The organism is Actinomadura sp. 3N508, from assembly GCF_044326375.1.
GTDB lineage: Bacteria > Actinomycetota > Actinomycetes > Streptosporangiales > Streptosporangiaceae > Spirillospora.
Map to the genome: position 1 here is coordinate 217,226 of NZ_JBIRAX010000004.1, position 24,097 is coordinate 241,322.

The following is a 24,097-nucleotide window of genomic DNA, read 5'->3' on the forward strand; positions in this document are numbered from 1 at the left end:
CGGGCGTCAGGTGATCTCGGCCAGCAACGTGGGCAGGGTCGCGCGGAGCTCGCGGCGCCAGTACGGCCAGGTATGGGTGCCGCGGTAGAAGTGCGCCGAGACCGGGATGCCGAGCTTGCGGAGCTTCCCGGCGAACTCCTGCGAGACGGTGTGCGCGAGCGTCTCGACCGCGTCGCGCGGCTCGGCCGCGTCCGGTCCGGGGTCGCCGGGGCGGTGGTCGTAGGGGCCGGGGGCGCCGTCGCCGGCGCTGATGTGCAGCCGGACGCCGGCGAGCCGGTCGGCCAGGTCGTAGGGGTTGTGCTGCCGCCAGACGACGCGCTGCTCGTCCGGGTCGCCCCACACGTCGGTCCAGGCGAGGGACGGGGCGCCGATCGCGACGCCCAGCTCGACGAGGTCGGCGACGTCCAGCCCGGCCGGATCGCGGTACAGGGTGTGCAGTGGCCCGCTGAACGAGGCCGCCGCGCGGAACAGCCCGCGGTGCCGGGCCGCGTACGACAGCGCGCCGAGACCGCCCATCGCGTTCCCGGCGACGGCGCGGTCCGGCCCGGCGCGGTATCCGCGTTCGAGGATCTGCCGCAGTTCCGCCAGATGGAACGTCTCCCACTTCGGCGCTCCCCCGCCGCCGCGATTCCACCAGTCGGTGTAATTGCCGCAGGGGCCGCCGTCGGGCATGACGACGATGACGTCGGCGTCTTCGGTGAGCTCCTCGACATCGGTGTGGTCGGTCCAGGCGGTATGGCCCTCCGCGCCTGCTCCGGCGCCGTGCAGCAGCCACAGGACGGGCCACCGCCGGGACGCGTCCCGCGACCAGCGGCGCGGCAGCAGCAGCCGGGCGCGGCCGACGCCGTCGAGGACGGGCGAGCGGATGTCCAGGTCGAGCACCCGGTCGCACGGTCGGCGCTCGCCGATCACGGCGGCGCCGTCGTCGGCGGGCGCCGCCTGCCGCGCGGTACGGCCCGCCGGACCGCCCGCCCTGCCCGGCGAGCCGCCCGCCGCGATGGTCGCCGTCAACCCGGCGATGCCGACGATGAATCCCGTGCCCGCCAAGCCGCGCAGTCCCATGTGATTTCGCCCTGGTCATTCAGATGTGCCTTGCATGTAAGGGTTCCCAGTCAGGGGCATGTTTCAACGGCGGATAATGGGTTTATAAAGCTTCGGGCCGGAGACCGGGTCCGGATTCTCCCCGGTGGGGGACGCGGAAGAAGGGTGCGGAGCGTCGAGATGCGGAGCAAGGCGGAGCTTGAGGCGGCCATCGCGGGCGGTGGGCGCGCCGCGCTGGTGATCAACTCCCGGTCGCGGCGGGGCCGCCTGCTCTACGGCCGGGCCCGCCGGATGCTGCGCGAGGCGGGCATCGACATCGTCCACGTGTTCCCGGTGACCGACCCGTCCCGCCTGCGGGAGCTGTTCGCCGACGTCCTGGCGCTGGAGCCCGATCTCGTGATCGTCGGCGGCGGGGACGGCACGATCGCCGAGGCGGTCGGGCATCTGGCGCACCGCGACATCGCGCTCGGCGTGCTGCCGCTCGGCACCACCAACAACTTCGCGCGCAGCCTGGAACTGCCGATGGACCTGCCCGGCGCGGTCCGGACCCTCGCCGTCGGCCGGCCCGCCGGCGGGAAGGTCGCGGACGTCGATGTCGGCTGGTTCGAGAGCACGGGTGACCCGCAGGGCGAGGGCCCGGCGGGCGACCGCGAGCACATCTTCGCGAACATGGTGAGCCTCGGCCTGTCGGTCCAGGTGGCGCAGAGCGTCCCGCACGCGCTGAAGCGGTTCGTGGGCCGGCCCGCCTACGCGCTGACGGCGGCCCGGCTGCTGCCGCGGCACGAGGCGTTCACCGCCCGGATCACCATCGACGGGAAGACCCACGAGCTGGCCACGCACCAGCTGAACGTCGCGAACGGCGCGCACCAGAGCGGGCAGCGCATCGCCCGCGACGCCAGCCCCGACGACCGGCTCCTCGCCGTCTACCGGCTCGGCGACGAGCGGCGGCTGCGGCTGGCGTCGGCGACGGCCCGGCACATCCTCACCGGCCCGTGGCGGACCCTCGACGAGGACGCGTTCCTCACCACCGCGCAGGTGGAGATCGAGACCGACCCGCCGATGCCGGTGGACGTCGACGGCGAGATCCGCGGCCGCACCCCGGTGTCGATCCGGCTGCGCGGCAACGCCCTGCACGTGATCGTCCCGCAGACGTTCACCGACACCTGAGCCTCGCGTCCTAGAGAACGCCGCGGGCGGTGAGCAGCTCCCTCAGCCGGTCGTGCGGGAGGGCCGGGGAACGGTGGCCGTCCCGGCCGATCATGGTGCGGCCGGCGAGCAGCACGTTCAGCACGGCCTCCTCGACCGTCTCCACGACCGCCTCGTAGAACGGGTCGATCAGGTTCCACGGGACGTACCGCAGCGTCTCGTAGCCGGGCTCGCCGTGCGGGAAGCCGATGCTCATCGCGCCCGCGTTGGCGGTGGAGAAGGCGAGGAAGATGTCGCCGGACCCGTGCGCCCCGTACGCGCCCGTCCGGGCGAGGCCCAGCGGCACGCGGCGGGCGAGGGCGGTGCACTGGCCGGGGAGCAGCGGCGCGTCCGTCCCGATGACGACGATGACGGAGCCGGAGCCGGGCGGCGCGAGCCAGTCGTCGTCCTCGATCGGGTTGTCGCCGGCGAGGTCGGCGCCGACCGGCACGCCGCAGACGGTGAGCTGGCGGCGCCCGCCGAAGTTGGCCTGGACGAACGCGCCGACCGTGTAGGAGTCGGCGCCGTGCGCCACGACCCGTGAGGCCGTGCCGCTGCCGCCCTTGAACGCGTAGCAGTTCATGCCCGTCCCGCCGCCGACGGAGCCCTCCTCGATCGGGCCGCCGGACGCCGCGTCGATCGCGGCGACGGCGTGCTCGGGCCGGACGTGGTCGCCGCCGATGTCGTTGAGGTAGCCGTCCCAGGTCTCGGCGACGACGGGCAGCATCCACTCCTGGAACCCGGGCCGCTCGCGCAGCGCCCAGTCGATCGCGCCGCGATGCGCGGCGCCGACCGCGTGCGTGTTGGTGATCATGACGGGCAGGGTCAGCGCGCCGGTCTCGGCGATCCAGTGCGACCCGGTCATCTCGCCGTTGCCGTTCAGCGAGTAGATCCCGGCGGCGCACGGGTCGAGGAAGCCGTCCCGGCCGCGCGGCAGCAGCGCGGTCACGCCGGTGCGGACCGGGCCCTCGCCGCGCCGGAGCGGGCCTTCCCCGGAGATCAGCGTGGTGTAGCCGACCGCCACCCCGGGGACGTCGGTGATCGCATTGTTCGGTCCCGGGGTGCCGGGCAGCGGCAGGCCGAACGAGCGGGCTCGGGTCATCGGTCTCCTTCCTGATCGCCGGACCCGGGGGCGCCGAGGTCGCGGCCGGTGGCGTCGGACGCGGCGGCGAGCAGGAGGCTCTCGGCCCGCGCGACGTCGAGGGTGGGCACGGCCATGGTGATGTGCAGCCCGTAGCCGTCCTCCAGCGCGACGAGGTTGCGCGCGATGGTCCCGGCGTCGCGGGTCAGGGCGAACGCGCCGGTGGCGGCGCCCGCCTCCAGGATCCCGGCGTAGATGCCGACCTGCCGCTCGTACAGCCGGATGTGCTCGGCGGCGTACGAGGCGTCGCGGCGGGCGACGGCGCCGAGCTCGTACAGGAGCACGCACAGCTCGTCGCCCGGCCCGGACGGCAGGCCGCTGCGGATCATCGCGATGAGCCGGCGGCGCGGGTCCGGCTCGTCCCGGACGGCCTCCTCGCGGGCCGCGCAGAACCGCTCGACGGCCTCGCGCTGCACCTCCCGCAGCAGGTCGGTGAGCGTCGGGAAGTAGTACAGGACGGAACCGGGCGACATCTCCGCCTCCTCGGCCACATCGCGCAGCCGGAGGTCGAGCATGCCGCGGCCGAGGACCGCGCGGCGGGCGGCGGCCACGAGGTCCAGGCGCCGCTCGTGGGCCTTGCTGGGGCGTGCCATGCCGACATTCTCCGAAGAGCGTTCAGACAATGCAAGTCAGAGTCATCGCAGGTGAAGCCGAAACCAAGTTGTAACACGCCAGGTCCTTGACCTGACACGGGCGGGTTCTTTGATACTCACTCAACGAATTTCTGTCCGGGAGGTGTCCGTCATGGCCGCTCCAGACGTCAGACCACAGTCCGCCGACCGACCGCCCGCCCTGCACCGCGGGCTGAAGACGATCGGTGCCCTGCTCATCGTCCTGTCGGCGATCACGCCCGCGTCGTCGGTGTTCATCATCGCGCCGGGCGTGCTCTCGCAGGCGGGCACCGGTGCGTTCCTGAGCTTCGCCGCCGCGGGCGTCGTCGGGATCTTCATGGCGTTCGTGTACGCCGAGCTGGCGTCGGCGTACCCGCTGACCGGCGGCGAGTACGCGATCGTCGGCCGCACCCTCGGCCGCCCGGCCGGGTTCATCGTGCTCGGCCTGATCCTGATCACCCAGCTGCTGATCCTCGCGGTGATCGCGCTCGGCGTCGGCACCTACCTCGGGGTCCTGATCGACGGCCTCAACGGCCCGATCATCGCGGCGATCACGGTCGCCATCGCGACCGTCATCGCGATCTTCGACATCAAGGTCAACGCGGTGGTCACCGGGATCTTCCTGGCGATCGAGATGATCGCGCTGCTCGTGCTGGCCGGGCTGGGCTTCCTGAACGTCGAGCGGCCGTTCACCGACCTGCTCGCGGACCCGGTCGTGGCGGGAGACGGCGGGGGCCTCACCGCCGCGTCCGCGGGTCTGATCGCGGCGGCCACCGCCGTCGCGATCTTCGCTTACAACGGGTACGGCTCGGCGGTCTACTTCGGCGAGGAGACCCACGACGCGCACCGGGCGGTGGCCCGGACCGTGCTGTGGGCCCTCGGCATCACGGTGGCGGCCGAGATCATCCCCGTGACGGCCGTCCTGCTCGGCTCGCCCGACATCGAGCGCCTGCTGGGCTCGGAGAACATGATGGAGTACTTCATCACCGAGCGGGCCGGCGACACCGTCAACACGGTGATCAGCCTGGCCATCGCGCTCGCCATCTTCAACGCGGTGATCGCCATCATGCTACTCACGGCCCGGCTGATCTTCAGCTCGGGACGGGACCGCACCTGGACGCCGAAGATCGACGGCGCGCTGTCGGCCGTCCACCCGCGCTTCGGCACCCCGTGGATCGCGACGATCGTGGCCGGGGTGCTCAGCGCCGCCGCGTGCTTCCTGGACGAGAAGTTCCTCCTCGTCGTCACCGGGACGTCCCTCGTCGCGGTGTACGGGGCGCTGTGCCTGGCGGTGATCGTCGGCCGCCGGAACGGGACCACCGCGCACGCCGGATACAAGATGCCGTGGTTCCCGGTCGCGCCCGTCGCCGCGCTCGCCGCGCTCTGCTACGTGATCTACCAGAGCGCCAAGGACCCGGAGATCGGGCGGCCGAGCCTGATCGTGACCGTGTCGGTGATCGTGGTGTCGGCCGTCTACTTCGTGCTCGTCCTGCGCCGCCGCGGCGGCTGGAGGCTGACGGGCGCGCCCGACGACCCGGTCGACCCGGCCGGTGACGCCCCCGCCGGAGGCGGCCCCGCCGGGGACGACCCGGACGCCGGGGAGCCGCGGTCGTCGGCCATGACGTAGGCGCCGGACTCCAGCCGGCCGATCAGCCGCCGCGTCCAGTCGGCGGCGGAGTCGGCGGAGTGCACCCACCAGCCGAGGAGTTCGCGGAGGTGGTCGTCCGGGTCCTGCACGTCCAGGTGCGGGGCCACGGACGACCGCCAGCCCGCCAGGCCGTCCAGCCGCTCGCGCAGCAGCCGGACGGCCTCGGCGCGCGGCAGCTCGGTAAGAAACCCGAGGCCGGCGGTCAGCATCTCGGGATGCCGGACGTCGACGGTGGCGAGGGCGCGGCGCAGCATCCGCAGGAACTCGGCGCGGCCCGCGTCGGTGATCTCGTAGTCGGTGTGCGGCGGCCCGGCGTCGCTCTCCTCCACCTCGTGCGCGCGGAGCATGCCCTCCTTGGCGAGCTGCCGCAGCGCGTGGTAGATCGAACCGGGGTTCACGTGTGCCCACTCGTCCGAGCCCCACGAGATCAGCTCGCGGCGGACCTCGTACCCGTGCGCCCGCCCGAACCGCCGCACGCCGCCGAGCACCAGCAGCCGCGTCGCCGACATCCCGCTCCCCCTGACCGTAAGTGCGTTTCAGCGTAAGCGGTGGAGACGACAATCGGCGACGAACGCGGCTAGCCGCGCAGCAGAGCGAGATCGTCCGGCGTGAGGACGACGCCGGCGGCGGCCAGGTTCTCCTCCAGGTGGTCCGGGGACCCCGTGCCGGGGATCGCGAGCATCACCGGCGAGAGCGCGAGCAGCCCCGCCAGCAGCACCTGCGGGACGGTCGCGCCGTGCCGCGCGGCGATCGCGGCGACCCGCTCGTCGTCGGGGATCCCGAACCCGCCGAGCGGGAAGTACGGCGCGTACGCGATCCCGTCGCGCTCGCAGGCGGCGAGGAGGTCGGCGTCCTGTGGCCTCGTGACGTCGAACCGGTTCTGGACCGCCGCGACCGGCGCGATCTCCCGCGCCTCGGCGAGCTGCGCCGCGCCGACATGGCTGAGCCCGAGGTGCCGGACGAGGCCCTCGTCCCGGAGCGCGGCCAGGACCGCGAAGCGCTCCCCGATCGGCTCGTCCGTGGGGGTGTCCAGCCCGCCGGGACGCAGGTAGACGAGGTCGAGGTGGTCGCGACCCAGCTCGCGCAGGTTCCGCTCCACCTCGGCGCGCAGCCCGGACGCGGGGATCTGCCCGGTCGGCAGCCGGTCGTCCGGCCCCCGGTACGGCCCGACCTTCGTCGCGATGACCAGCCCCTCCGGGTAGGGGGAGAGCGCCGCGCGGATCATCTCGTTCGCGGCGGGCCCGCCCCGGGCGTAGTAGAAGGCGGCGGTGTCGATGTGGTTCACGCCGAGCTCGACGGCCCTCCGGAGGATCTTCAGCCCGGCCTCGCGGTCGTTCGCGGGCCCGTCGATGCGGCTCTGCGGCAGCCGCATCGCGCCGAAGCCCATCCGCGCGACCCGCAGCTCACCACCGAGATCGAAATGTGTCGTCATGCGTCCCACTGTGCTGCGGGCCCCCGGCCGGGGCGAGCGGCTGGCAGGTTGCTGCCAGCCGGGTGGCAGACTGAACTGCGATGAGCGTGGATGTGGACCGGAACGTCGTGCTGCGCGGCGAGGCGGAACTGGCAGAGCGCGCCGGGCGGCTGTTCCTCGGGTGCTCGGAGTTCGCCTGCGCCGCGACCGACCTGAAGACCTGGGCGATGCCCGGATACCGGGAGCGGATGGTCGCCGAGCGGTACAGGACCAAGCCGGCGCCCGTCACCTACAAGCTGCACAACCCGGCGGCGCTCGCGGACGAGGAGTCCGAACGGCACCTCGTACAGATCAGCAACGCGGGCGCCCGGGTCCGGATCTGCACGACGGCCCTCCCCCACGAGACGATCATCGTGGACCGGCGGGTCGCGATCCTCGCGGGCCCGCCGGAGGGCGGCGTGCGCGAGTACACGGTGGTGCGGTCGCCGAGCGTTGTCCGGGGCGTCGTCTCGCTGTTCGAGGCGACCTGGGCCAAGGCGACCGACCTGGACGACTACCGCCGCGACCGCCCGCCCGCGCTGTCGCAGGAGAGCGTCCGCATCCTGCGCCTCCTCGCCGACGGCCTGAAGGACGAGGCCGCCGCCCGCCGTCTCGAGATGTCCCTGCGCACCTACCGCCGCCGCGTCGCGGAGATCCTCGTCCTGCTGGACGCCGACTCCCGCTTCCAGGCAGGTCTGCGCGCCCACGAGTTCGGCCTGATCGGCTAGCCGCCCGCGAGGGGCACGAGTTTGATGAAGACGAGGTCGGGGTCGGTGGTGAGGTCCACCTCCTCGTCGAGGTCTTCGACCTGGCGGTCGCCTGCCAGGACGAAGAAGCCGTTGGCCTGGAAGGCGCGTTCGGCGATGTCCGCCTGGCGCTCCCAGTCGATGCGGCGGGGCTCGCGGAGCCGGTAGCCGTTCAGCTCGGCCTCGGCGCCGTCCGGGCGGACGAGGCCGTGGAACCGGTCGGAGGGGCGGGCGTTGTGCCGGGCGACCTCCTCACGGACCCGGAGCCTGATCAGCTCCCGCACGGTCATCTTCTCCGGTAGGTCCGCCAGGTGGAACTCAGCGACGGGCCTGCCCGTCGCGGTCTCGTCCCGGAACGTCACGGCGGGCATCAGGCACCTCGCTTGATCTGCGGCAGGATGGACTCGTCGGTGATCTCGTCGTCGGCGGCGAGCAGGAACGCCTTGCTGAGGATCAGCGACAGCAGCTCCTCCTCGAACGGCAGGAACACCCGGCCGGGAGCGGCCTTGCGGCGCTCGGCGACGATGCAGAGGAACGCGTCGTCCGGCTCCATGACGACGTTGGCCGAGCGCAGGTGGATCTTGTAGGTGCGGAGCCGGCCCCTGACGGTCAGGTAGCGGCCGTCGATCGTGCAACGGTCGGCGATCTTCGTCCGGGGCAGGACGCGGGCGAGGGCGTCCTTGCGGGTCTCGGTCGATTCGCCGAGGTCGGCGTACCATTCGCGGACCCAGTAGGCGTGCGCCTCGCCGTCCTCCCACATGTCGTCGGTGGCGATCGAGGTGACGGCGATGAACAGGTCGACGTCGCGCATCGCCTCGCTGAACACCAGCGGCGGGACGTCGGCGAGCGGCGCGTCCCGCCAGGCGCCGCCGACGCGGCGGGCGAACCGGACGCGGTCGGTCCCGGCGATCGGCTCCTCGCCCTCCCAGTCTGCGAGGACGTGGAAGAAGCGGATCTGCCATTCGCCCGCGGCGAGCGTCCGCGTCGCCTCGTCCGTGTCGCCGCCGTCCCAGGGGCCGAGCAGGCGGCTCGTCCAGCCGCGGGCGCGGAACAGCGCGAACAGCCGCCGGTAGTGGACGAGGTGCGCGGCGAAGCGGGTGGAGTACGCCGCGGTCTCCCGCTCGGCCGGGGTGAGGAGGTAGATCTCGCGGAACGCCTGCTTGAACGGCTGCCGGATCCGGCGGTCGACGAGCAGGTCGCGCCAGGCGCGGACCGTGTCGGGATCGGATCTGAGCGGGTGCCAGAGGCGGACGGGCGCGTCGTCGGCGACGGCGTCCGGGAGCCCGACTTCGGGCAGGACTGATCGCCATTCGCCGGGCGCCACCTCGACCTCCCAGATCAGGCGGCGGACGGCCGGGCCCGCGATGGGGTGGTTCACGAGCGTGTCCCGCCACCGGCCGAACGGGTGCGCCGCGTCGGCGGTGTAGCCGCCCTCCAGCGCGCGGGCGAGCGTGGCGATCTGTGCGTCGACGCGTTTGACGAGCTCGCGCAGCTCCTTGAGCTCATCCTTGTGGTCGCGGCGGACGGCCGCCGGGACGCTCTTCAACGCCTTGCAGTCCTTCTCGAACGTCAACTCGGCCTTGTCGGCGACGGTGACGACGGCGGTGTGGTCGCCGAGGGTGCGGCGGAGCGTGCCGTCGGGGCCGAAGCCCAGGCCGGGGAGGCGGAGCGCGACGTCGGTCCGCTCGGCGAGGGCCATGTCGATCTTCTTGAGCATCTTGTCGAGCTGCTTCGGCACGCCCGCGTGCCGCACCGTACGGCGGACGGTCCTTAGCGTGGTGACCAGCTCGGGGGTCGGGAAGTCCTGCGCGGCCCGCGCGATCTCGTACAGCAGCGCCTGCGACGGCAGTGTCTTCGCCTGCGTCGGCGCGACCGCGATGTCGGGGAGGAGCGTCTCGAAGAGCGCGGGCAGCCAGGGTTCGTCCCGGTGCAGCGCGAGGCGTGCGGCGCGGCCGAGCGCCTCGACCTCGCCGCTGGTGAAGGCGCCGTCCGCCCGGTAGGGGATCTCGCCGGCCTGGATCGCGCGGGCCCGGGCGGCGGCGCTCTCCAAGGCGCGGCGGGCCAACCGGGCGTAGGGGGTCAGCTCGGAGATGCGGTCCCAGAGGTCCGGGAGCTGGGGCGGCTGCGTGAGGCTGTGGTCCAGCTCGGTGAACAGCATCCGTTCCAGGGTGGTGAGGCCGGTCAGGGTGCCGATCTCCTCCAGCCTTATCGGGCCGGACTCGTCGCGGCGGAGCCGTTCCGCGACGGCATCGGCAAGGTCGTCGCCCGCGAGACCGGCGATGGCCAGCAGCGCGAAGGGGTGGTCGGTGCGGTCGTCGGCCAGGAGGAACGTGACCAGGGTGCGGGCCTGGGCGGCGACATCGGGCCATGAGCCCGGGCAGCGGACCAGCGAGCTCGCGCCGAGGGTCAGGTCGGCCCACTCGCGCTTTTCCAGCCCGGCGACGAGCGCGTCGAACATGCGCCGGCAGGCGTCCGGGGTGTAGCGCGGCTGCCGCTCCTTGCACTCGTCCTCGACCGCGAACCGGAGGCCGTACGTGCGGGGGTCCGAGGCGGCGTAGGCGGCGGGCGCGAGGGTGCCGAGGTCCTCGTCGGAGAGCCGGGCGAGGTCGTGGAGCGACGGGTAGAACTCCGCGTCCTCCGGCGCGGGATCGGTGAGGGCGCGCAGGAGGCGGGCGGCGAGGTTCATCAGGCTCCCCGCGTGATCTGGTGCAGGATCGTCCCGTCCGTGATCTTGTGGTCGGCGGCGAGGAGGAACGCCTTGCTGATGATGAGGGAGAGCCGCTCGTCCTCGAAGGGGAGGTATGGCGTGCTAATCGTCTTGCCTCTGGCTTGGACGATGCACAGGTAGGAGTCGTCGGGCTCCATCAGGATGTTCGATGAGCCTAGGTGGATCTTGTACGTGCGCAGCTCGCCCTTGACGACCAGGTAGCGGCCGTCGAGCGAGCAGCGGGCGGCGATCTTCGTGCGGGGCAGGATGCGCTCCAGCGCCGCGCGGCGGACCTCGGCGCTCGCGGTCAGCTCCCCGAACGTCGTCGCGCGCCAGTACTCGGCGAACCGGTCCTCGCCGCGGTCGGTCCACTCGGCGTCGGCGGCGATCGAGGTCACGCCGACGAACAGGTCGACGTCGCGCATCGCCTCGCTGAACACCAGCGGCGGGACGTCGGCGAGCGGCACCTGCGCCCACCGGCGGCCCTGCCGGCGCTCGAACCTGACCTGGTCGGTGGACGCGTACTCCGGTGCCCAGTCGCCGTCGTCCTCCACCGGTTCGTGGTAGAAGCACGCGCGCCATTCGCCGCCGCCGAATTCGCGATACGCCTCGCCGTTGTAGCCGCCGTCGTAGCGGCCGAGGAAGTTGGCCCGCCAGCCGCGCTCCTTGAACAGCGCGTACAGGCGCCGGTAGCGGACGATGTGCGCGGCGAACCGGTTGGAGTACGTCCCGGTCTCCTCCTCGGCCGGGGTGAGCAGGTAGATCTCGCGGAAAGCCTGCTTGAACGGCTGCCGGACCTGCCCCTCGACGATCCGTTCCCGCCAGGCGAGGACGCCGTCTGCCGCCGCCCTGATGGGGTGCCAGAGCCGCACCTGCGCCGGGGTCTCGTCCGGTGGGGTCATGGCGGCGTGCCAGGCGCCGTCCTCGCCCTGGAACTCCCAGATGAGGCCGCGGACGAGGACGCCGGTGATCGGGTGGTCGCGGTAGTGCTCGCACCATTCGCCGTAGGGCCAGACGCGGTCGTCCGACATCAGCGCCTCGATGCGCGCCCGCTCGGTCGACAGCGTGCCGCGCACCTCCTTGGCCAGGGCCTTCAGCTCCTTCAGCTCGTCGGCGAAGCCGTCCTTGACGGCGGCCGGGGCCGTCTTGGCCGCCCTGCCGTTCGGGCCGGTGAACGTGAGCCGGACGGTCGCCGCGTCCTCGATCGCCACCCGCACCGTGTGCTCGCCGAGCACGCGTTCGAGCGAGCCGTCCGGCCACAGCCCGTGGGACGGGACGCTGCGCTCGACGAGCTGCGCCGCCGTGATGCCCTGCCGTCCGGCGGCCGTGCGGAGCGCGGCGTCGACCTGCTTCCGCAGCGCCCGGTCCTTGATCTTCGCCTGGAGCCGCCACAGCGACTCCAGCGCGGCCGGGTCGTCGGCGGCGCCGAGCGCGTTGATCGCCGCCCCCGCGAGCTTCACGTCCTCGTAGAGGTCGCCGGTGCGCGTCCCCGCGCGCAGCGCCAGCCCGCCGAGGAGCGGGATCATCTCCGGCCCGCCGGTCAGGGCCGCCGCCCAGACGACCCCGCGCACGAAGTCCCCGTGGTTCTGATGGACCAGGTAGTGGTGGTGGTACTCGTACCCGGAGAGCCAGTCGGTGTGCGGGCCGTCGGTCCTGCTGCACTGGGGCTCGCCCTCGACCAGCGCGCGCAGGCACGCGGCCACGGTGCCGCGCATGGACACCGCGTCCGCGAACGCGACGCAATCGCGGCTCCACTTCTGCGAGGGACGCGGTGACGAGAGCCGTGCCAGATGCCGGATGAACCGCGCGAACTCGGCCGTCGGCTCGGGCTCCGGCTCCGCGCTCGCACGCTCGCGCAGCGGCGCGGCCCAGGCGCCGCGCTCGGGGATCAGGTTGTTGGGCACGTGCGTCTCCTCCAACTCGGTGAGCATTGCCGACAGGCGTCTCGCGATCCCCCTGCGGTCCGCGATCGGACCGCTCGTGCGCCCGAACTCGCGGTCGGCGCGGCGCAGCCAGGGCGCGATCTCGCGCCGCTGATCGGGACCGAGCCGCTCGGCGGCGGTCAGGGCCAGCTCCAGTGAGAACGGGGACCAGTGGCCGTCCGGGAGGCCGACGGCGCGCAGCAGCATCACCGAGACCTCGCCCGGCGTCCAGCCCCGCGACCGCGCCGACAGCGCCAGCAGCTCCCTCTCGAAGATGAAGGAGAAGGCGACGTCGGAACCCATGAACGGCAGCAGGCACAGGAGGGCCGCCCGGCCGTCCTCGTCCGCGCAGGCTTCGAGGCACGCACGAAGTTCGTGCTCGATCGTCATGTACCCGCCGGCGTAGCGTTGCTCCGCCGTCATGCCGTCGCCCCACATCGCGGCTTCCCAGCGGTCGGCGAGGTCGACGATCCCGCGGGCCTTGCCGAACGCGGCGAGCCGGACGGCGTCGAGGGTGTCGCCCTGGCGCGCCTCGGCGGCGAGCGTGTCGGAAAGCATGGCGGAAATCGTGGCAGGGGCCGCCGACAAAACCGCGATTCCGGCGTCTGTCCGCCTGACTTCACCGTCGCCTACGCTCGGGAGGACCGGCGGCGTGACGAGATTCGGGACGGCCATGGCGCACAGCGTGGTGATCATCGGGAGCGGGTTCGGCGGGATCGGGATGGCGATCCGGCTCCGGCGGGCCGGGATCCGCGACGTGGTGATCCTGGAGAAGGCCGCCGACCTCGGGGGCACGTGGCGGGACAACACCTATCCGGGGGCGGCGTGCGACGTGCCGTCCCACCTGTACTCGTTCTCGTTCGAGCAGAAGACGGACTGGTCGCGGCGCTTCCCGCCACAGGCGGAGATCCTCGAATACCTGCGGCACTGCGCCCGCAGGCACGGCGTCCTGGAGAAGATCCGGTTCGGGACGGAGGTCACCGAGGCGCGGTTCGACGAGGGCGCGGCGCTCTGGCGGATCTCCACCACGTCCGGCGAGCTGGACGCGCGGGTGCTCGTGTCGGCGTGCGGGCAGCTCGACCGGCCCGTGCTGCCGCCGATCGAGGGGCGCGCTTCGTTCGCCGGGCCGAGCTTCCACTCCGCCCGCTGGGACCACGGCACCGACCTGCGGGGACGGCGCGTCGCCGTGGTCGGGACGGGGGCGAGCGCGATCCAGATCGTCCCGGAGATCGCGCGGGAGGCGGCGGAGCTGCGGCTGTTCCAGCGGTCCGCGCCGTACGTGATCGACAAGAAGGACCGGCCGTACCGGGGGTGGGAGAAGGCCGTCCTGGCGAGCGTGCCGGGCGCGTACGAGCTGAGCCGCGCCCGCATCTACGCCGCCTACGAGTCGCGGGCGCTGGGGTTCGTGAAGTATCCGAGGCTGATGGCGCTGCTGGAGAAGCGGTTCAGGAACGCGCTGGCGGACGGCGTCGGCGACCCCGTCCTGCGGGACGCGCTCCTCCCCCGCTACCCGATGGGCTGCAAGCGGATCCTGCTGTCCAGCGACTACTATCCGGCGCTGGCCAGGCCGAACGTGCACCTCGTCACCGACCCGATCACCGCCGTCACGCCGTCCGGCGTCCGGACCGGGGAGCGCGAGCACGAGGTGGACGTCATCGTCTACGCCACCGGGTTCCGCTCCACCGAGTTCCTCTCCCCCATGAAGATCGTCGGCCGGGGCGGGCGGGAGCTGAACGAGGCGTGGCGGGACGGCGCGCAGGCCCATCTCGGCATCACCGTCAGCGGCTTCCCGAACCTGTTCCTGCTGTACGGCCCGTACACCAACCTCGGCCACAACTCGATCATCTACATGCTGGAGTCGCAGTTCAGGTACGTCCTCGGCTGCGTCGAGGCGCTGCGCCGCGGCGGGCTCGACTGGATCGACGTCCGGCGGGACGTGCAGGACGCGTTCACCCGCGAGATGCGCGAGCGGCTCCGCACCACGGTGTGGGAGGCGGGCTGCGAGAGCTGGTACATGAGGGCCGACGGCAAGGTCGTCAACAACTGGCCCGGGTTCACGTTCGCCTACCGCCGCGCGACCCGCCGCCCCGACCCGCGGCACTTCCGCACCCGCCGCGCCACCGCTTGGCCGATCTCTTAGGCTCGGTGGCATGCCGACCGCCTTCATCACCGGCGCGACCGCGGGGATCGGTGCCGCCTTCGCCCGCCGCCTCGCCTCCGACGGATTCGACCTGGTCCTGCTCGCCCGTGACGCCGAGCGGCTGGAACGGACGGCCGCCGAGCTGCACGAACGATACGCCGTCCGCGCCGAGGCGCTGCCCGCCGACCTGGCCGCCGAGAACGGCCTCGCGGCGGCCGAGGAACGCGTCCGTGACGGCGTCGACCTGCTGATCAACAACGCCGGGTTCGGCCACAAGGGCGTCTTCCTGGACGTCCCGGTGTCGGACGAGGTGACCATGCTGAAGGTGCACTGCGAGGCCGTACTGCGGCTGACCCACGCCGTGCTGCCCGGGATGCTCGACCGCGGCCGGGGCGGCATCGTGAACGTGGCGTCGGCGGCGGCGTTCGCGACGCGCGGCACGTACGGGGCGTCCAAGGCGTGGGTGGTGAACTTCAGCCAGGCCGTCGCCGCCGACATCCGGCGGCGCTCGGACGGCGGCGTCCGCGTGATGGCGCTGTGCCCCGGCTACGTGCGCACCGAGTTCCACGACCGCGCCGAGATGGACATGTCGGACCTGCCGGAGTTCATGTGGCTGGACAAGGACGCCGTCGTGGCCGCCGGGCTCCGCGACCTGCGGCGCGGCGTCCAGGTCAGCATCCCGGGCGCGCAGTACAAGGCGCTCATCGGCGCGACCCGCTTCCTGCCGCGCGGGCTCGTCGCGCGCCTGTCGTCCGGCACCGGCCGCAACTACCGGTGACCTAGGGTTCCCGAGCGCCGCCGCCTGCGGTAGACACAGGCTCATGCGGGTGCTGGTGACGGGGGCGGCGGGGTACATCGGATACGCGGTCGCGCGGCGGCTGGCCGCGGCCGGGCATGACGTCGACGGGCTGGTGCGGCGGAGCGCCGGGCTGCCGCCCGGGGTCCGTCCCGTCCGCGGTGACCTCCTCGACCCGGACGGCCTCCCGGGCGGCCCGTACGACGGGGTGTGCCATCTCGCCGCGCTCACCCGGGTCCGCGAGTCGTTCGACGCCCCGCTGCGGTACTTCGCCGCCAATGTCCAGGGCACGGTGAACCTCCTGGAGGCGGTGCGCGCGGACCGGGTGGTGTTCGGCTCGACGGCCGCCGTGTACGGGGCGCCGGAGCGGCAGCCGATCCCGGAGGGCGAGCCGGCGGCGCCGTCCAGCCCGTACGGGACGGCGAAGCTGGCCGCCGAGCAGGCCGTCCGGTTCCATGCCCGGACGGGCGCGATCGGCGCCGTCGTCCTGCGCACGTTCAACGTCGCCGGGTCGGTGGACGGCCGGCCGGACCCCGACGAGACGCGGCTGATCCCGAAGGCCCTGGCCGTGGCGGCCGGGCGCGCGCCGCATCTGGAGATCAACGGCGACGGGCTCGCCGTCCGCGAATACCTGCACGTCGACGATCTCGCCGCCGCGTACGTCCGGGCGCTGGAGACGGTGGAGCCCGGTGAGGAGCGGGTCTACAACGTCGGCAGCGGGATCGGGACGGCCGTCCACGAGGTCGTCGCCGCCGTCGAGGAGGTGACGGGCCGTCCCGTGCCCACGCTGCGGCGCCCGCCGCGCACCGAGGCGCCCGTGCTGGTCTGCGACGCGACGGCCGTCCGGGAGGGTCTCGGGTGGCGTCCCGAACGCTCCACCCTGCCGGAGATCATCGCCACCTCGTGGAACGCTCTTACCGTCCTCCAGCCCCCACCCGCCACCAATCAATCGACGAGCTCCACTCGGCCCTCCCACTAAACTCCCCTGCGTGTCCGAGCCGAAGTTCGAAGTCCAGATGCTCCACGACCGGGTCATGATCAAGGTCGAGAAGGACAGCGGGGAGCGCCGCAGCACCGGCGGAATCGTCATCCCCGCGACCGTGGAGCAGGAGAACCGCCTGGTCTGGGGCGAGGTCTGCGGGGTCGGTCACCACGTCCGGGTCGTCAAGCCCGGCGACCGGGTGCTGTTCCACCCGGGCGACCAGTTCGAGGTCGAGATCCAGGGCGAGAACTACCTCGTCATGCGCGAGCGCGACCTGCACGCGATCGCCAGCGAGCGCCCCGAGCACGGCACGGGCCTCTACCTTTGACGATCATCGCGGCCGGATCGCCGGGATCCGGGCGAGGCCGTTAGCGGCCAGGTCCCTCCCCCCTCCGACGGACGAATCCACGTCAGGAGAAGTCCATTCATAGGGGGAAATATCGTGATGCGCGAGATCAACGGTGCCGCCCGGACGAAGGAGCCCGCGGACGGGTCGCCGCCCGCCCAGGGTCGATTCGACCAGGCGCTGCGGCATCTCCGGTCGCACGCCGAGCAGGCGGCCCTGGCCGTCCGGGAGATGGAGGCGCAGCTGACGACGCTCGCCCGCACCGAGGCCACCCGGCCGGGGGCGGGCGCCGCCGGGTTCGAGCCGCTGGAGGGCGCCGAGATGATCGACCGGCGGATCGCGGACGCCGTCGGCCGGTGCCGCGGCGAGCTGCTCACCGCCCGGCCGGACGCGTCGCGCGAGGGCAGGACGCTTCGCGTGGCGCTGGAGCGCGACTGGTGCGCGCTGGCGCGCGGGGCGTCGATCCGGACGCTGTACGGGCACACCGCCCGCTACGACGCGGCGACGGTCGCCTACGTCGAGGAGATCTCGGCGGCGGGCGCGGAGGTCCGCATGTGCGACGAGGTCTTCGACCGGCTGATCATCGTGGACCGGCGGATCTGCTTCCTGCCCGGCTCCGCGGGTCGCGGGCCCGGCGCCAACGGCTCCTCCGGCTCCAACGGCTCCCCGGGTTCCGTGACGGCGGTCGCGGTGACGGTGCCGTCCGTGGTGCGCTACCTGGCCGACACCTTCGACCGGGTCTGGCAGCGGTCGGGGCGGTTCACCGCCGGACCGGGCACGCCGGCCGAGAGCCGGACCGTCCGCATGCTCATCGCCGGGGAGACGGGCACGGTGATCGCCAAACGGCTCGGGATCAGCGACCGGACCTTCGCCAAGCGGATCGCCCGCATGAAGTCCGACTACGGGGTCCTCACACACTTCCAGCTCGGCTACGAGATCGGCCGCCGGTCCTGAGCGCGGCGGGTCATCGCCCGCGCCGTGCGCGGAGGTCCTGCAGGGCACCTCGCCCTGGAGGACCTCCGCACCGCGGGATCGTCAGATGCCGCGGACGGCGGCGACGGTGAACGGGATCTCCGGCGTCCCGCCGCCGAGCGGGCCGCCCTTGTCGAACTGCGAGCGCACCACATACAGGGTTCCGCGGCTGCGGACGAGCGTCGTCGGGATCTGCAGCGACGCGTCCGACAGCAGTCGCTCGCGGCGGGCCCCCGTGCCGTCGCGCGCGACACGCCAGCGGCTGATGGCGTTGTCGACGTTGTGGACCGTCCACAGCCGTCCGTGCTGGAGTTCCAGGCCGTCGGCGTTGCGCACGTCGCCGCCGGACAGGACGACCTTGCGGACGGCGCCGGTCGCGATGTCCAGCCGGTACAGGTCGCCGCCGTGCATGTCGGCGGCCAGCAGGAAGCGTCCGGCGGGGTCGGCGACGATGCCGTTCAAGGTGAAGGCGCCGGGCTCGTGCGGTTCGAGCACGTCGCCCAGGTCGAAGCGCGGTACGAGCGTGGCGCGTCCGCCACGGGCCCGCGCCAGGTCCCGGGGCGTGACGCGGTAGACGACGGCGCGGACGCTGTCGGTGATGTAGGCGCCGCCGTCACGGGCGATGGCCAGGTCGTTGACGAACAGGCCCGCGGTCCCGGGGACGTCGAAGCGGGCCAGCAGGCGGCGGGTCCGGGTGTCGTAGACCGAGACCCCGGCCGTGGAGTCGGTCACCCACAGCCGTCCGGCGCGGTCGATCTTCAGGCCGTTGGCGGTGCGGCGGCCGTCGGCGCCCGCCGGGAGGAACACCTCGGCGACGCGGCGGCCCGTCGAGCGGAGCTCGTCCGTTGAATGGCGGCGGGTGGGGGCTGGAGGACGGTTCGGAGTCGTCCGGTAGACGGTGCCGTCCTGGTACGACCCCGCGTACAGGGCGCCGGTGCGGTGATCGGCGGCGATGCCCTCGGGGTACACGCGGTCGCCCGGCAGCACGTAGGCGGGTAAGACCCGCGCCGGCGCGTGGACGGCGGCACGCGCCACCGGAACCGGCGCGACGGGCGCGAGCAGCACCGCCACGGCGAGCGCGGCGGTGGAGGTGGTGGTGACGGTGAAGCGGTGAAGACGCACCGAAACTACTCCTTCGAGGTGATGCATTCGGATGTGTACGTACATTAATTAGTGTTCTAATGCTCGTCAACTGTCTTCTCTTCGACGGCTCGATACCATGCGGAAATGACCTCGATGCCCACGTCGGAGCGCCTCGGCTCCCATCTCAAGCGCGCCGAGCAGGCGCTCAACGGGGCCAAGCAGGCGGCGGTCCGGCCGAGCGGGCTCACGGTGCCGCAGTACGCCGCGCTGCTCCTCCTCGACGAGAACCCCGGCATGTCCGCCGCCGCGCTCGCCCGCGCCTGCGCGGTCACCCCGCCGACGATGAACACCGTCCTGAAGAACCTTCAGGAGCGCGGGCTGATCGAGCGCACCCCGCACGAGTGGCATCGCAACATCCTGGAGACCCGGCTCACCGCAGACGGCGCCGCCGCGCTGGCGGACGCCGACGTCCGCGCGGTGCGGGTCGAGCGGGGCCTCGCCGCCGAGTTCACCGACGCGGAACGCGCGACGCTCGTCGAGCTGCTCGGCCGCTGCGTCGGCTTCCTCGAAGGCGCGCGCACCACCGGTACCGACTGAGACACTCCTCTCGAACCGGAACGAACACGACGACTCGGGAGGACGTATGGGCGAGGAGATCCAGCACGACAGGTCGAGCCAGCTCAAGCAGATCGAGAGCGGGCTGCTGCCCGGCGAGCAGATCATCGCCGTCTACGACGCGGTAGGCGCGGGCACCGGGTTCATCGGCCTCACCGACCGCCGGGTGATCATCCAGGACAAGAGCTTCGCGGGGAAGAAGTTCGCCATCACCAGCGTCCCCTACGCCAAGATCACCTCGGTGAGCGTGGTGAGCAACAAGTCGTGGGCCGGGTCGTACTTCTCCACCGGCTCGATCGCGATCAACGTGGGGACGCACACCTACGAGGTCGAGTTCCGCGGCAGCGACAAGAGCCACCACGTCCACAACGTGATCCTGCAGCACATCTCGTCCTGACCGGGGCGTCGCCGGCGCCGGGCGGGCGGGCGGGTCAGACGATGATCTCGGCGGTGGACCCGGCGCGGCGCTTGGTGACGCGGAGCTGCGCGGGGATGCGGGCGCGCAGCTCGGCGACGTGGCTGACGACACCGACGGCCCGGCCGCCGTCGCGCAGGCCGTCCAGGACGTCCATGACCTCGTCGAGCGTCTCCTCGTCGAGGGTGCCGAAGCCCTCGTCGACGAACAGCGTGCCGATCTCGGCGCCGCCCGCCTCTGCGGTGACGACGTCGGCGAGGCCGAGCGCCAGGGACAGCGAGGTGATGAACGACTCGCCGCCCGACAGCGTCACGGGGTCGCGGTCGAGGCCCGTCCAGGCGTCCGCGACGCGCAGGCCGAGGCCACCGGCGCCCTTCGTCCGGTCGCCCGCCGCCTTCTCCGTGGTGTGAATGAGGGCGTAGCGGCCCCCTGACATGCGCGACAGCCGCTCGTTCGCGGCGTCGACGACCTGTTCGAGACGGGCGGCCAGGACGTACGCCGACAGCGACATGGCGTGCCGGTTCGCGGGGTGCTTGCCGGACGTCAGGCCCGCGAGCCGTTCGGCGACCTCGTGGCGGCCGGCGGCGGGACGCCATGCCCGGACGGCCTTGTCCAGCAGTTCGCGCAGCTCGGCGAGGCGTTCGCAGCGGTGGCGGGCGCGGTCGGCGGCGAACGCGGCCCCGGCGTGCGCGGCGTCGGCCGAGTGCAGCGCCGCCTCGAGTGCGGGCAGGTCGGGGGCGGGTTGGGCGGCGGCCGCGGCGAGCGCGGGGTCGGCGAGCAGGTCGCGGACGGCGGCCTCCTCGTCGTCCAGCTTGCGGATCCGGTCGCGCAGGACGCCCTGCTCCTCGTCGGTCATCGCTGCCTCGGCGACCTCGTCGGGCGTGCGGAACCCCTCGGCCTCGGCGGCCGCCTTCGCGGCGGCGCGGGCGGCGGCCAGTTCCCCGGCGGCGCGGACGGACTCGCGCAGCGCCTCGACGGCCTCCGCGAGCGCGCCGGCCTCGCCGCCGAGCCGCGCGACGCGGGCTTCGAGCGTGGCGTCGCCGCCGAGCGCCTCGTCCAGCTCGGCCGACAGCCGGGCGTGCTCGGCGGCCAGCTCCTTCTCCTGCGTGCGGTTCTCGGTGAGCGCCTGGACGATCTCGCCCCGCCTGTCGCGGACGCGCTCGAGCTCCTGCTCGTCCCGGTGCAGGACGATCTCCAGCCGTTCGGCCTCGGCCGCGCGCGCCACGGCCGCCTGGAGCGCCTGCTCGGCGTCCGCGACCTCTTCGGCGAGGACCTCGGCGACCGCCTCGCCGGCGGTGTCGAGGAGGTGGTCGCGTTCGGTGCGGAGCGCCTCGACCTCCTTGCCCGCCTGCTCCCGGACGGCCTGCGCCTGGTCGGACTCCTGCTCGGCCCGCCCGATCTGCTCCTCGGTCGGGATCGGCACGAGGGACGTCGCCGGCGCCGGGTGCTCGGTGGAACCGCAGACCCGGCAGGCCTCGCCGTCCGCCAGGTCGCCGGCGAGGACGGCGGCCATGCCGTCCAGCCGCGCCTGGCGCAGGTCGAGGACGAGCTGGCGGGCGTCCTGCGCGGCGTCGACGGCGTCGCGGTGCGCGGCCTCCGCCTCAGCGAGCCGGTGTTCGACCTGGTCGCGGCGCTGCGCGGCGTCGAAGCGGCGGCGGGCTTCGGCGACGGCGGCCTCGGCTCCGGAACGTCCGGCCGCCGCGATGCGGGCATCGTCCAGTTCGGCGCGGCGCGCGTCCACGATGCCCGGCAGCTCGGCGAGGGTCGCGGCGGTCCGCGCCTCCTCCGGCTCCAGCCCGGCCAGGTCGCGGGCGAGGGCGGTGCGTTCGGCGTCGATCTGCCGGAGCCTGGCGGCGGTGGCGCGCCTGCCCTCCAGCGCGGCGATCTCGTCGCGGCGGGCGCGTTCGGCCTTGGCCAGCACGTCTTCGGAGGCGTTCGGCGGAAGGAGCACGCCGACCCTGGCGCGGGTCTCGTCGGCCCAGCGGCGCGCCCGCACCGCCTCGTGATGCCTTGTCTCGACGGCCTTGACCAGCGGGACGGCCCGGTCGGCGCGGGCGGCGGCGTCGAGCCGCGACGCCATCCGCGACTTGTCTGCGGCACGCTCGCGCAGCGCGTCCCGGCGGGCGGCGGCGTCGGCATGGCGGCGCCGGCGTTCGGCGACCGCCCTCGCGTCGTCTAGGGCGGCGCGGGCGGCCCGCAGCGTCTCCGCGACCTCCCGGCGCAGCTCCTCGGCGGCCGCGCGGACATCCTCGTGCCCGCCCGCCAGCTCGGCGGCCCACGCGGGCAGCGCCTCCACCTCGCCGAACGGCTCCCCCGCGGGCTCCGGCCGGCGCGGCGCGGGAACGGCCGGCCGCCTCCCGCCCACCGGCTCGGCGCCCGGCGGCTCGGCCCCGGTCGTCTCGGCGATGCGGCCGGCGATCGACGCCGCCGCCGCACCCAGCTCGTCGGCCTCGCGGCGGGTGGCGGCCCGGCGGTCGGCCAGCCACTTCTCGACCTGCGTGAACACCTCCGCCGCGAAGAGCCGCTCCAGCACCTTGCGGCGCTCGTCGGCGCCCGCCCGCAGGAATCCCGCGAACTCGCCCTGCGGCAGCAGCGCGACCTGGCAGAACTGGACGGCGGTCATCCCGAGCATCCGCGACACCAGGTCGCCCGCCTCGTCCAGCCGCGTCGTGAGCCCGACCCAGGCGCCGTGCTCGAACTCCTCCAGAATGACCTTCGCGTGCTCGGTCGTCGTCCCGGAACCGCGGATCTTCGGCCGCTCCCACGCGGGCGAGCGCGAGATGCGCAGGCGGCGGCCCCGGATCGTCGTCTCCAGCACCACGCGCGGCCCCGCGGTGGGCGCCGCGTGGTCGCTGCGCAGCCCCTTCACCGCGTTCCTGACGCCCGGGACTTGCCCGTACAGGGCGAAGCAGACGGCGTCGAGGATGCTGGTCTTGCCCGCGCCCGTCCGGCCCTGGATGAGGAACAGCCCGGCGTCGGACAGCGCGTCGAAGTCGATCTCCTCGGTGCCGGGGAACGGCCCGAACGCGCTGATCTCCAGGCGGTGGAGCCTCACGCCATGGCCTCCCTGCGACGGCAAGTCTCGAACGCCTCGTCCAGCAGGGCGCGCTCGGCGGAGGTCGCCGGGCCGTCGGTGACCTCGGCGACGAAGTCGCCCGCGATGTCGAGAGGGGACCGTTCGCGGACGCGGTCGGACCAGGTGCGGGCGTCGTCCGTCCCGCCGCCCTCGGGCTCGAAGCCGAGGACGAGCGTGTGCGGGAACCGCCGCCGCAACCGCTCCATCGCGGCGGATGGACGGCGCGCATCGGTGAGCGTCACCTGGAGCCAGCGGTCTTCGAGCCGGTCATGGGACGGGTCGGTGAGCAGGTCGTCGAGGCGGCCGCGCACCCGGGCGAGGCGGCGCGGGACGGGCGCCTCCGCGAACTCCGCCGCGATGCCGCCGCCGTCCCGCAGGTCGATCAGCCAGGACCCCTTGACGTGCTTCTCCTCCGAGAACGAGTACGCGAGCGGCGAGCCGGAGTACCGGACGCGGTCGGTGATGCGCCAGGCCCCGTGCAGGTGGCCGAGCGCCGCGTAGTCGACGCCGTCGAACACCGAGGCCGGCACGTGCGACGAGCCGCCGACCGAGATGTCGCGCTCGCTCTCGCTCGCCGCGCCGCCGGTGACGAACGCGTGGGCCAGCACAACCGACCGCAGGTCGCGGCGGGAGGCGGCGTCGTCGCGGACGCGGCGCATGGCCTCGGTCAGCGCGGCGGCGTGGCTGCGCTCGTCGAGATCCCACGGCTGGCGGACGAGTTCGGGCTCCAGATAGGGAATCCCGTAGATCGCGGCGTCCCCCACCACGACGGGCTCTCCCACCTTCGCGAAGTCGGTGCGGACGTGCACGCCCGCCGCGTCCATCAGCGCCGACCCGAACCCGAGGCGGCGCGCGGAGTCGTGGTTGCCGGCGATGAGCACGACCCGGGTGAGGGCGGCGAGCCGCTCCAGCGCCTCGTTGCACAGCCGGACGGCGTCGACGGCGGGCAGCGCGCGGTCGTAGACGTCACCAGAAACCAGCACGCAGTCGACCCGCTCCGCCGTCACGGTCTCGACCAGATGGTCGACGAACGCCGCCTGTGCGGCCAGCAGATCTTCCCGGTGGAACGACCTGCCGAGATGCCAGTCGGAGGTGTGCAGCAGTCGCATGTCGCAGCAACCATAGGCATCCCGTGCGACACATCCCGCGCAGAAACGCCGTGCGCCTCGAAACAATCTTCGAATGCCGCCGGTCGCCCGGTCCGGGCGCTGCCGTAGGGTG

At 73.2% G+C, this 24,097-nt stretch carries 20 protein-coding genes and 1 pseudogene; 10 read left to right on the forward strand and 11 right to left on the reverse strand.

Going from position 1 to position 24,097, the window contains the following annotated elements:
* Positions 1-6: 6 nt before the first annotated feature.
* Positions 7-1,062, reverse strand: a complete 1,056-nt coding sequence (locus ACH34S_RS16455; protein WP_395953514.1) for an alpha/beta hydrolase — start codon at positions 1,060-1,062, stop codon at positions 7-9.
* 159 nt (positions 1,063-1,221) lie between these two features.
* Between ACH34S_RS16455 and ACH34S_RS16460 the strand changes: the two genes are divergently transcribed.
* Positions 1,222-2,208, forward strand: coding sequence for a diacylglycerol/lipid kinase family protein (locus ACH34S_RS16460; protein WP_395953515.1), 987 nt, complete (start codon positions 1,222-1,224; stop codon positions 2,206-2,208).
* A gap of 10 nt (positions 2,209-2,218) precedes the next feature.
* Here ACH34S_RS16460 and ACH34S_RS16465 read toward each other — a convergent pair whose 3' ends face one another.
* Positions 2,219-3,328: a P1 family peptidase gene (locus tag ACH34S_RS16465; protein ID WP_395953516.1), complete on the reverse strand. Its 1,110-nt coding sequence runs from the start codon at positions 3,326-3,328 to the stop codon at positions 2,219-2,221.
* Positions 3,325-3,960 carry a TetR/AcrR family transcriptional regulator gene (locus tag ACH34S_RS16470; RefSeq protein WP_395953517.1) on the reverse strand — a complete coding sequence of 212 codons (636 nt, stop codon included), beginning with the start codon at positions 3,958-3,960 and terminating at the stop codon, positions 3,325-3,327. Before ACH34S_RS16470 ends, ACH34S_RS16465 begins: the two co-directional genes overlap by 4 nt.
* Before the next feature lie 151 nt (positions 3,961-4,111).
* On the opposite strand from ACH34S_RS16470, the pseudogene ACH34S_RS16475 reads away from it, so the two are divergent.
* Positions 4,112-5,365 (forward strand): annotated as a pseudogene (locus ACH34S_RS16475) (APC family permease); the annotation flags it as partial.
* Positions 5,366-5,451: 86 nt separating this feature from the next.
* Here the strand turns inward: ACH34S_RS16475 and ACH34S_RS16480 are convergent.
* Positions 5,452-6,135 carry a PadR family transcriptional regulator gene (locus ACH34S_RS16480; RefSeq protein WP_395953518.1) on the reverse strand — a complete coding sequence of 228 codons (684 nt, stop codon included), beginning with the start codon at positions 6,133-6,135 and terminating at the stop codon, positions 5,452-5,454.
* Between the two features lie 68 nt (positions 6,136-6,203).
* Entirely contained in the window at positions 6,204-7,058 is an 855-nt protein-coding gene (locus ACH34S_RS16485; RefSeq protein WP_395953519.1) for an aldo/keto reductase, read from the reverse strand.
* Between the two features lie 80 nt (positions 7,059-7,138).
* Here ACH34S_RS16485 and ACH34S_RS16490 point away from each other — a divergent pair, with 80 nt between their 5' ends.
* Complete coding sequence (locus ACH34S_RS16490) at positions 7,139-7,804, forward strand: DNA-binding response regulator (protein ID WP_395953520.1); 666 nt, start codon at positions 7,139-7,141, stop codon at positions 7,802-7,804.
* On the opposite strand, the gene ACH34S_RS16495 is transcribed toward ACH34S_RS16490, so the two are convergent.
* The 3 genes from ACH34S_RS16495 to ACH34S_RS16505 are packed head-to-tail and all read right to left on the reverse strand — an operon-like array spanning position 7,801 to position 13,009.
* Positions 7,801-8,193, reverse strand: a complete 393-nt coding sequence (locus ACH34S_RS16495) for a hypothetical protein (protein ID WP_395953521.1) — start codon at positions 8,191-8,193, stop codon at positions 7,801-7,803. The genes ACH34S_RS16490 and ACH34S_RS16495 overlap by 4 nt on opposite strands.
* Positions 8,193-10,508 (reverse strand): DUF4132 domain-containing protein, encoded by a 2,316-nt coding sequence (locus ACH34S_RS16500; RefSeq protein ID WP_395953522.1) that lies wholly within the window; start codon positions 10,506-10,508, stop codon positions 8,193-8,195. Before ACH34S_RS16500 ends, ACH34S_RS16495 begins: the two co-directional genes overlap by 1 nt.
* Positions 10,508-13,009, reverse strand: coding sequence for a DUF4132 domain-containing protein (locus ACH34S_RS16505; protein ID WP_395953523.1), 2,502 nt, complete (start codon positions 13,007-13,009; stop codon positions 10,508-10,510). The genes ACH34S_RS16500 and ACH34S_RS16505 overlap by 1 nt, the downstream gene beginning before the upstream one ends.
* A 94-nt stretch (positions 13,010-13,103) precedes the next feature.
* Between ACH34S_RS16505 and ACH34S_RS16510 the strand changes: the two genes are divergently transcribed.
* The 5 genes from ACH34S_RS16510 to ACH34S_RS16530 all read left to right on the forward strand — a co-directional run bounded on the left by ACH34S_RS16510 (position 13,104) and on the right by ACH34S_RS16530 (position 17,669).
* Positions 13,104-14,591 (forward strand): flavin-containing monooxygenase, encoded by a 1,488-nt coding sequence (locus ACH34S_RS16510; protein WP_395953524.1) that lies wholly within the window; start codon positions 13,104-13,106, stop codon positions 14,589-14,591.
* Positions 14,592-14,601: 10 nt separating this feature from the next.
* Positions 14,602-15,369: an SDR family NAD(P)-dependent oxidoreductase gene (locus tag ACH34S_RS16515; RefSeq protein ID WP_395953525.1), complete on the forward strand. Its 768-nt coding sequence runs from the start codon at positions 14,602-14,604 to the stop codon at positions 15,367-15,369.
* Between the two features lie 43 nt (positions 15,370-15,412).
* On the forward strand, positions 15,413-16,366 hold the full coding sequence (locus ACH34S_RS16520) for an NAD-dependent epimerase/dehydratase family protein (RefSeq protein WP_395953526.1): 954 nt from the start codon (positions 15,413-15,415) through the stop codon (positions 16,364-16,366).
* A gap of 10 nt (positions 16,367-16,376) precedes the next feature.
* Entirely contained in the window at positions 16,377-16,697 is a 321-nt protein-coding gene (locus ACH34S_RS16525) for a GroES family chaperonin (RefSeq protein WP_395953527.1), read from the forward strand.
* Between the two features lie 117 nt (positions 16,698-16,814).
* Complete coding sequence (locus tag ACH34S_RS16530; RefSeq protein WP_395953528.1) at positions 16,815-17,669, forward strand: hypothetical protein; 855 nt, start codon at positions 16,815-16,817, stop codon at positions 17,667-17,669.
* An 81-nt stretch (positions 17,670-17,750) separates the two neighbouring features.
* Here the strand turns inward: ACH34S_RS16530 and ACH34S_RS16535 are convergent, their stop codons facing one another.
* Entirely contained in the window at positions 17,751-18,809 is a 1,059-nt protein-coding gene (locus ACH34S_RS16535; RefSeq protein WP_395953529.1) for an SMP-30/gluconolactonase/LRE family protein, read from the reverse strand.
* A gap of 105 nt (positions 18,810-18,914) precedes the next feature.
* Here ACH34S_RS16535 and ACH34S_RS16540 point away from each other — a divergent pair, with 105 nt between their 5' ends.
* Positions 18,915-19,367: a MarR family winged helix-turn-helix transcriptional regulator gene (locus tag ACH34S_RS16540; protein WP_395953530.1), complete on the forward strand. Its 453-nt coding sequence runs from the start codon at positions 18,915-18,917 to the stop codon at positions 19,365-19,367.
* Between the two features lie 46 nt (positions 19,368-19,413).
* The gene (locus tag ACH34S_RS16545; RefSeq protein ID WP_395953531.1) at positions 19,414-19,782 is read left to right on the forward strand and encodes a PH domain-containing protein; all 369 of its coding nucleotides are present in this window, start codon (positions 19,414-19,416) and stop codon (positions 19,780-19,782) included.
* 34 nt (positions 19,783-19,816) lie between these two features.
* Here ACH34S_RS16545 and ACH34S_RS16550 read toward each other — a convergent pair whose 3' ends face one another.
* Together ACH34S_RS16550 and ACH34S_RS16555 are read right to left on the reverse strand one after the other, a co-directional pair.
* Positions 19,817-22,855 (reverse strand): AAA family ATPase, encoded by a 3,039-nt coding sequence (locus ACH34S_RS16550; protein ID WP_395953532.1) that lies wholly within the window; start codon positions 22,853-22,855, stop codon positions 19,817-19,819.
* Positions 22,852-23,985 (reverse strand): exonuclease SbcCD subunit D, encoded by a 1,134-nt coding sequence (locus tag ACH34S_RS16555; RefSeq protein ID WP_395953533.1) that lies wholly within the window; start codon positions 23,983-23,985, stop codon positions 22,852-22,854. Before ACH34S_RS16555 ends, ACH34S_RS16550 begins: the two co-directional genes overlap by 4 nt.
* Positions 23,986-24,097: the final 112 nt, after the last annotated feature.

Coding starts and splice junctions, on each gene's coding strand:
- ACH34S_RS16455 (WP_395953514.1), bottom strand. CDS start 1,062: ATGGGACTGCGCGGCTTGGCGGGCACGGGATTCATCGTCGGCATCGCC.
- ACH34S_RS16460 (WP_395953515.1), top strand. CDS start 1,222: ATGCGGAGCAAGGCGGAGCTTGAGGCGGCCATCGCGGGCGGTGGGCGC.
- ACH34S_RS16465 (WP_395953516.1), bottom strand. CDS start 3,328: ATGACCCGAGCCCGCTCGTTCGGCCTGCCGCTGCCCGGCACCCCGGGA.
- ACH34S_RS16470 (WP_395953517.1), bottom strand. CDS start 3,960: ATGGCACGCCCCAGCAAGGCCCACGAGCGGCGCCTGGACCTCGTGGCC.
- ACH34S_RS16480 (WP_395953518.1), bottom strand. CDS start 6,135: ATGTCGGCGACGCGGCTGCTGGTGCTCGGCGGCGTGCGGCGGTTCGGG.
- ACH34S_RS16485 (WP_395953519.1), bottom strand. CDS start 7,058: ATGACGACACATTTCGATCTCGGTGGTGAGCTGCGGGTCGCGCGGATG.
- ACH34S_RS16490 (WP_395953520.1), top strand. CDS start 7,139: ATGAGCGTGGATGTGGACCGGAACGTCGTGCTGCGCGGCGAGGCGGAA.
- ACH34S_RS16495 (WP_395953521.1), bottom strand. CDS start 8,193: ATGCCCGCCGTGACGTTCCGGGACGAGACCGCGACGGGCAGGCCCGTC.
- ACH34S_RS16500 (WP_395953522.1), bottom strand. CDS start 10,508: ATGAACCTCGCCGCCCGCCTCCTGCGCGCCCTCACCGATCCCGCGCCG.
- ACH34S_RS16505 (WP_395953523.1), bottom strand. CDS start 13,009: ATGCTTTCCGACACGCTCGCCGCCGAGGCGCGCCAGGGCGACACCCTC.
- ACH34S_RS16515 (WP_395953525.1), top strand. CDS start 14,602: ATGCCGACCGCCTTCATCACCGGCGCGACCGCGGGGATCGGTGCCGCC.
- ACH34S_RS16520 (WP_395953526.1), top strand. CDS start 15,413: ATGCGGGTGCTGGTGACGGGGGCGGCGGGGTACATCGGATACGCGGTC.
- ACH34S_RS16530 (WP_395953528.1), top strand. CDS start 16,815: ATGCGCGAGATCAACGGTGCCGCCCGGACGAAGGAGCCCGCGGACGGG.
- ACH34S_RS16540 (WP_395953530.1), top strand. CDS start 18,915: ATGACCTCGATGCCCACGTCGGAGCGCCTCGGCTCCCATCTCAAGCGC.
- ACH34S_RS16545 (WP_395953531.1), top strand. CDS start 19,414: ATGGGCGAGGAGATCCAGCACGACAGGTCGAGCCAGCTCAAGCAGATC.
- ACH34S_RS16555 (WP_395953533.1), bottom strand. CDS start 23,985: ATGCGACTGCTGCACACCTCCGACTGGCATCTCGGCAGGTCGTTCCAC.